5 protein-coding genes and 6 tRNA genes (1 of these 11 running past the window's edge) are annotated in these 7,238 nt (G+C 43.8%); all 11 read left to right on the top strand.

Annotated features, from left to right (window positions below; genetic code table 11):
• Nucleotide 1, top strand: a tRNA-His gene (locus tag AC50YO_RS22070) (it extends 75 nt beyond the left edge of the window).
• Nucleotides 2–38: 37 nt separating this feature from the next.
• A tRNA-Gln gene (locus AC50YO_RS22065) sits at nucleotides 39–113 on the top strand.
• Nucleotides 114–119: 6 nt separating this feature from the next.
• Nucleotides 120–194: transfer RNA gene (locus AC50YO_RS22060), tRNA-Gly, on the top strand.
• Nucleotides 195–205: 11 nt separating this feature from the next.
• Nucleotides 206–279, top strand: a tRNA-Cys gene (locus AC50YO_RS22055).
• A gap of 18 nt (nucleotides 280–297) precedes the next feature.
• Nucleotides 298–374, top strand: a tRNA-Arg gene (locus AC50YO_RS22050).
• Between the two features lie 13 nt (nucleotides 375–387).
• Nucleotides 388–469: transfer RNA gene (locus tag AC50YO_RS22045), tRNA-Leu, on the top strand.
• 478 nt (nucleotides 470–947) lie between these two features.
• Nucleotides 948–2,918 carry a helix-turn-helix domain-containing protein gene (locus tag AC50YO_RS22040; protein WP_494850367.1) on the top strand — a complete coding sequence of 657 codons (1,971 nt, stop codon included), beginning with the start codon at nucleotides 948–950 and terminating at the stop codon, nucleotides 2,916–2,918.
• Between the two features lie 62 nt (nucleotides 2,919–2,980).
• Entirely contained in the window at nucleotides 2,981–4,006 is a 1,026-nt protein-coding gene (locus tag AC50YO_RS22035; RefSeq protein ID WP_494850378.1) for a FecCD family ABC transporter permease, read from the top strand.
• Nucleotides 4,003–5,016, top strand: a complete 1,014-nt coding sequence (locus tag AC50YO_RS22030) for a FecCD family ABC transporter permease (protein ID WP_494850365.1) — start codon at nucleotides 4,003–4,005, stop codon at nucleotides 5,014–5,016. Before AC50YO_RS22035 ends, AC50YO_RS22030 begins: the two co-directional genes overlap by 4 nt.
• Nucleotides 5,017–5,265: 249 nt before the next feature.
• Entirely contained in the window at nucleotides 5,266–6,321 is a 1,056-nt protein-coding gene (locus AC50YO_RS22025; protein WP_494850364.1) for an NAD(P)/FAD-dependent oxidoreductase, read from the top strand.
• Nucleotides 6,321–7,238, top strand: coding sequence for an iron-siderophore ABC transporter substrate-binding protein (locus tag AC50YO_RS22020; RefSeq protein ID WP_494850362.1), 918 nt, complete (start codon nucleotides 6,321–6,323; stop codon nucleotides 7,236–7,238). Before AC50YO_RS22025 ends, AC50YO_RS22020 begins: the two co-directional genes overlap by 1 nt.

Below are 7,238 nucleotides of genomic sequence, written 5' to 3'. Positions count from 1 at the left end.
ATTATCACTATAATTTAATGATTGACCAAAAAAGTTGTTGGGGATTAGCCAAGCGGTAAGGCAACGGACTTTGACTCCGTCATTCTCAGGTTCGATCCCTGAATCCCCAGCCATTATATGCGGAAGTGGCTCAGCGGTAGAGCATCGCCTTGCCAAGGCGAGGGTCGCGGGTTCGATTCCCGTCTTCCGCTCCAATTATTTTGTTGGCGCCATAGCCAAGTGGTAAGGCAGAGCTCTGCAAAAGCTCTACCCCCAGTTCGAGTCTGGGTGGCGCCTCCACAAAATATCATCAAAGATGTGCCCTTAGCTCAGCTGGATAGAGCGTTTGACTACGAATCAAAAGGTCAGGAGTTCGAATCTCTTAGGGCACGCCATAGTTCTTCAAATGCCGGTGTGGCGGAATGGCAGACGCGCGCGACTCAAAATCGTGAGGGAAACCGTGGAGGTTCGAGTCCTCTCACCGGCACCATATTAAATAAGAATTCGTTCATTAGATACTATATCTAATGAACTTTTTTATTTTGGTTTAAAACCCCATTCCTAGCATTAGCTGATGAAACCTTCGTACTATACTCCAAATGTGAATAAACATTAGCTGTAGTTGAGCAATCACTATGGTTGAGCCCCTCTTGAACTTCTTTCATTCCTGCTCCATTTGCTAACAAAAAGTCTCGCGCAGCTATGGCCCCCTCATTAGAGCAAGTTGCCCCAATGCAGTGTCGCTGGTTAGGCGAAGTATCATTATCCCTCTTGTAGATTATTGCGATTTACCCTACCTGATTTTGAGCCAACCTGTTGGTGTTTCAGAAAAGAATAACGTTCGTTGCCTGCTCCCTAATGTCACTTAATGATGATATACTAACTTAATACGTTATGATATTGATAATCAAAATCAATTATATATAATATATAAATTGGGGAAAAGTGAGATGAGGGAGCGCGACTAGATGCGAGAAGAAGCAGAAGTAAGCCAGGTATTCACACCGGAGATGATCGATACGATGGCTCGTATTTGGACACGTTCGAATATTACATTAATAGATGTACGCTTTCAGAATGTAGCATCCCAATCCCCGTTGGAGCAGTATAAAATGCCTAGTAGCATGTTTATCTATACATGTGGAGGAGAAGCGCAAATTCAACTGAATGAAACCATATTTGGAATGGAACGCTTCGGTTTAGTTCACGGCGGGAAGGGGAGCCTGCTCAGTATTTCACCGAAAGGGGAGAATATGAAGATCTTTATGGTGTTTTATAAAGCAGAATTACCTCTTTTTTTTAATAAGCATCTGCAGCAATTACTGGAGCAAGTGAATCCATTTGTTCAACAGTTTGGTTATACGCCAAGTAATCCCATCTTGCTACTCGAATGGTTTCAACAGATGATGGATGGCTGGAACCGCGGCAAGGCGATGGATCAGCTCCAGGCTAAAAGTTTTCTCTATCAATTGATTCATGGGGTGTACAGAGATTTTGAGGGTGGTGAGATCCGGTATCTTCAGCCAGATCCAGCCTGTTCCGCTAAGATATATCTCGATAACCATTACAGGGAGCCGATTATGTTTCAAGAAATTGCCGACATGTTTGGGATTAGTGGTGGGCAATTGACGCGGCTATTCAAAAAGAAGGAAGGGATGAGCTTACAGGAGTACCTCATTCAGAGAAGGATTGAAGCTGCCTGTCATGACTTGAGGTATACGGAAGCAACCATTAAAGAGATCGCAACAGGATCTGGTTTTGCGGATGAGAAAAACCTGTTTCGGATGTTTAAGAAATATTACAAGATGACGCCTAGTGATTATCGGAAAATAAACACACTAGCTATGCAGGTTAATGGTATTGATAATGATTCTCATGTTCATTACAATAAGATGGAACTAGCGAATCTAGTCAAGTCTTATAGAGAAGGGGAATCAACCATGTTTGGACAAGTAAGAAGTAAAGAATTGATCTTGGGGGCGGCGATGAGCTTGATGCTGTTGTTGTCGGCATGTACGTCGGGGACGCCAACGAATAACGGAGGAAGCGTGAATCCAACTCCTGCACAAACACAACAGACGTCACAATCGGAAGTCGCGGAGACGAAAGCTTCAGAAGCAGTCTCGCAGACCAGAACGATATCTACAGTTAAGGGTGATGTTCAGATACCTAACAATCCTCAGCGTGTTGTAGTCGATTATTTGATTGGTGATGTATTGGCCCTAGGTGTAACTCCACTAGGTGTGGCGAGAGTGGCAAGGGGCGAATCCGAGGCTGTTTTTGCTAACCAGATTACAGACTCTATTAAAATAGCTATGGAGCCGGAAGATGTCATGAGTCTTGAGCCTGATCTGATCATTTTAGCATGGGGCGATGAGAATTATGAAGATTTATCTAAAATTGCTCCGACAATTTATGTCCCCTATGGTGATATGACGACAGAAGAGCGGATACATTTTATTGGCGATGTTTTGAACAAGCAAGAAGAGGCTAAGGCTGTTTTGAATGCTTATGCCGGAAAAATCGAAGAAGCGAAGCTATCCCTGCAGAATGCAGGTCTTTCAGACGTGACGATTACTATGGGAGAATTCAGTGATAAAAGTAACTACATCGCTGGAGCCAAGCATGCAGTGGGCGAGCTTGTTTATAATGAGCTTCAAATGCAGGCACCGTCAAAAGTTCAAACTGATATTATTGATACAGATAAATATTGGGGAGATATCTCTATGGAGGTCTTGCCCGCTTACGTAGGGGATTATGTAATCTCCATAGGAGATACGAAAGTTCCTGCTGATAATGCGGTTTGGAAATCACTACCTGCTATGCAACACAATCGGATTCTAACGGTAGGTACATCGCTATCTTGGTCCACGGATATAATGACTTCCAGTGCATTGGTTGATCATATTGTAAATCAATTATTAACATTATCTAAATAGGGTTCTAATTTATGAGCCGTGCTTCAAACTAGATGGTCAATAGGTACGGAAAGGAAAACATGATGATAAACAGGCCTAAGCAAAAACGCCGTGGGGCGATGAACTTCACCATGTACATGGTGGTAGGGCTTGGATTAACGGTTCTCATGTCGGCGGCATCGATTAGCTTCGGTGCCGCCGACATGAGGTTAGCGGCTGCATGGGAGGCTATATTCCGATATGATCCAACTCTAACTGAGCATCAAATTATTCAAACTCTTCGTCTTCCGCGTACCGTAGCCGATCTGATCGTCGGGTGCAGCCTTGCGGTATGTGGTGCTATCATGCAGGGGACGACGCGCAATCCGCTGGCCGATTCCGGGCTGATGGGGATTAGCTCTGGGGCAGCATTCTCGATTGCACTTTGCCTGGCCTTTTTGCCGGGTTCTTCGTATGGGCTGATGATGCTGTTTGCTTGTCTGGGAGCCGCGCTTGCGACGGGGATGACCTACTTCTTCGCGTCACTGGGCAAGCGCGGGATGACGCCTCAGCGGCTGATACTGGCAGGATTGTCCATCTCTATGCTGTTTGGTGCACTTAGTCAGTATTTGGCGATCAATTATAACCTTGGCCGAGCATTAGCATTCTGGACGGCAGGCAGTACAGCGGGGGTTAAATGGGGGGAATTGCTGATTATCTCACCGCTATTTGTTGGTGGTGTAATGCTGGCGCTGGCGCTGTCTCCTTCCGTTACACTGCTCAGTTTGGGGGATGATGTGGCAAGTGGACTCGGTATTCGCAGCGGACGGGTCAAAGGTTTATCGACGATTATCGTGCTCGTGCTGACGGGATTGGCTGTTGTTGTGATTGGCCCGCTTGGTTTTATTGGTCTGATTACCCCGCATATTGTGCGATACATGGTCGGTGTCGACTATCGTTACATTATTCCGGCGGCTGCGCTATATGGTGCGTTGCTGACCGTATCGGCCGATCTGGCTGGCCGCTTGATCAATAAGCCGTTTGAAACACCTATCGGCATTATATTTTCTATCATTGGTGTGCCGTACTTTCTCTACCTGGCTCGCAGGCAAAGGAGGGAATTTGCATGATCAAGCAGCGTTACACGGTTCAACGGGGTATCATCGTCAATGTAGTGTTTCTGGTGCTCATCATTATGTTTGCTATCTTAAGCATGAATTCTGGCAAGATGAACCTTTCACCGCTAGAAGTACTGAACGTTCTTCTGGGAAATGGTACCGAAAAGCAAAATCTGATCGTGTTCGATTTTCGACTGCCACGAATCGTACTGTCGATCTTGGTAGGTTTGGGAATGGGAGCGGCTGGGGTCGTGATGCAGAGTTTGCTGCGCAATGACATGGCTAGTCCGGGGACACTGGGGATTAGTTCGGGATCTGGTTTGTTTGTCCTGTTCTTCGTTGTATTCATCGCATCGACAGGAAAGAGCTCCTATATTGCTTTGCCACTACTGGCCTTTGTTGGCGGACTGTTGGCGGCGGGATTAATCTTCTTATTATCGTATCGCCGTGGGAGAGACATCTCGCCAATCGGTTTGATCTTAACCGGTGTCGCGCTCGGCAGCGGGTATGGGGCGCTGACCACCTTCCTGACACTCAAACTGGATGATTCGCAGATGACCTTCATACTGCACTGGCTAGCGGGGAGTTTGTGGGGCGATGATTGGCGCTATATTTCTGTACTGGCACCATGGGTCTTGATTTTACTCGGCTATATTTTCTACAAGGCTCGCATGCTGAACACTCTACATCTAGGCAATCAGACTGCACAAGGGCTGGGTCTTGCCGTGAAGCGACAGTTTTTGGCGTTGTCGATCGCTGCTGTTGCTTTATCCTCTGGGAGTGTGGCCGTGGGAGGAAGCTTCTTCTTCGTTGGCCTGATTGCTCCGCATATGGCAAGAAAACTGGTAGGGCCCGATCACAAATTGCTCGTTCCGGCTGCCAGTCTGGCCGGGGGATTAGTCGTGGTGCTGGCTGACACGATTACGCGCACGGTTAGCATGGGGGGAGATGTGCCGACGGGAATCGTCATTACGGTCATCAGTGTTCCTTACTTTCTTTATTTACTAGCGAAGGCTAATTAGGAGGACACCAAAAGGCAGAGTAAATTAATTCAATTTACATTTAAATGAAGCAAAATAATCGATCACCAATTGATTACATTCCCCGATGTTTTACTTGTTATGGCGCTAATGGCAGCGTTCAAGGGCCGAATAAAGACAACAATACAGAAAATCTCATAAATATTGACTGAGCCTTTAATACAACATATAATAAATGAGATCAATAATCATTATCAATTAAAATAAAATAATTAAAGGATGTGTTAGCAAGTGTCAAGATATCAAGACGAACTTTATGATATTACCATCATTGGTGGAGGACCAGCCGGACTGTTCGCAGCATTTTATGCAGGTTTGCGTGAAATGAAGACGAAGATCATAGAAGCGGATAGTAGGTTAGGTGGCAAGGTTCATGTTTATCCGCAAAAAATGATATGGGATGTTGGCGGATTACCTCCTTTGACAGGAAGAGAGTTTATTGAACAATCTATTGAGCAAGGACTCACATTCAATCCTACCGTTGCATTGGAACAAGTCGTAACCAATATTGAAAAAGATGATGATGGCATTTTTGTACTTACTACGGCAACAGGAGACACTCATTATTCCAAGACCGTCATTATTGCTATTGGAATGGGTGGTGTAATTAGCCATATGAAGCTTGAAGTACCGCGAGCATCTGAATTTGAAGATAAAAATCTCTATTATAAGGTGCTCGATGTAAACGACTTCAGAGGGAAGTCATTGCTTATATCCGGTGGTGGTCCAACCTCCATTGATTGGGGAAATGATTTATCTCCTATTGCGAAGGATATTACTTTAATTTATCGAGGGGAACAAATGAAGGGGCTGGAAGCTCACAAGACCAAACTTATCAATAATGGTGTGAAAATAATGTATAATACCGAGATTCGTGAACTTAAAGGCAAGGATCATATTACTGAAGTAGTTCTTTACAATAATAAGCAAGATGAGATATTTCAGATCGAACTTGATGCTGTACTCGTCAATCATGGTTATCATAAGGATAATTTACTATTTAGCGGGGAAGGAAAAAAAGTTGAACTGGATCTAATCGATAATTTCTTTATCAATAGTAGTTCTAAGGGACACAGTGATGTACCCGGTATTTATGGAGCTGGGGACTGTGTCATCTATGATGGCAAAGTGCAACTGATAGCCGGTGCCTATCAAGATGCAACAAATGCTGTGAATTGTGCGAAATTATATATTGAACCAAACGCTAGTAAAACCGCCTTGGTATCTTCACATAATGATATTTTAGATGAAAAAAACAAGAAATATTTATACGAGGAGAAAATTTAATGAAAAAACTAATCATAATAAGCATTTTGCTTTTGATTTTTTTAACGGCTTGCTCTAAAAATGAACAAGGCCCGATCCAGAATGAAACAGGCGCAGGTAAAACCCAAACGTTCACAACGGACAGCGGGGATAAAGTAGAAGTACCTGTTAATCCGCAACGAATTGTCGTTCTTCATCCTACATACGTAGGCGCTTTAGTTAAGTTTGGGCATATGCCTGTAGGCGTATCTTATTATGTTGATCAAGATGAGGTGCTTAACAAAGCTACAGAAGGAATCGAAAGGATCGATCCAGAGAAAATTGAAACGATATCAAATTTAAAGCCGGATTTAATTATCGCCACCGCTACTGAACCAAACTTAAATAAGTTGAAACAAATTGCTCCTACAGTAACATTCGATTCGATGATTAGCACATACAAAGATAATACTCGTTTACTTGGAAAATTGATTGGGGAAGAAGAACAAGCAAATTCTTGGCTGCAGGAGTGGGAAAAGACAATGGCTCAAGACGCCCAGGTCTATGCAGAGCTGATAGAAGGTAAGACGCTCTCCATCTTCCAATCCTCTCCTAAAGCACTAATATCATTTAATACCGATTATGGCCGCGGTGGTGAAATATTATATGATGGCTATGGATTTGTACAACCTAAAGCATTGGCTGAAGTGACAAAAGATCAATTTAATGTCACCTTGTCAAATGAAGATCTTCCGAAATATGTTGGTGATTTCATTATTTTAGCAACTATAGGAAATGAAGCAGCACCTGTTACCGAAACGGCAGTATGGAAAAACTCAAAAGCTGTCCAAGAGGGCAAAGTCATCAAATTGGATTTAACAGTGACACGGTATAATGACCCCATTTCATTAGAAGCTCAAAGAGATATTATAAAAGAGCAGCTTGATCAAATGAAATAA

Source organism: Paenibacillus sp. J22P59 (assembly GCF_059383895.1).
This window is presented reverse-complemented; position numbering and strand designations above follow the sequence as displayed.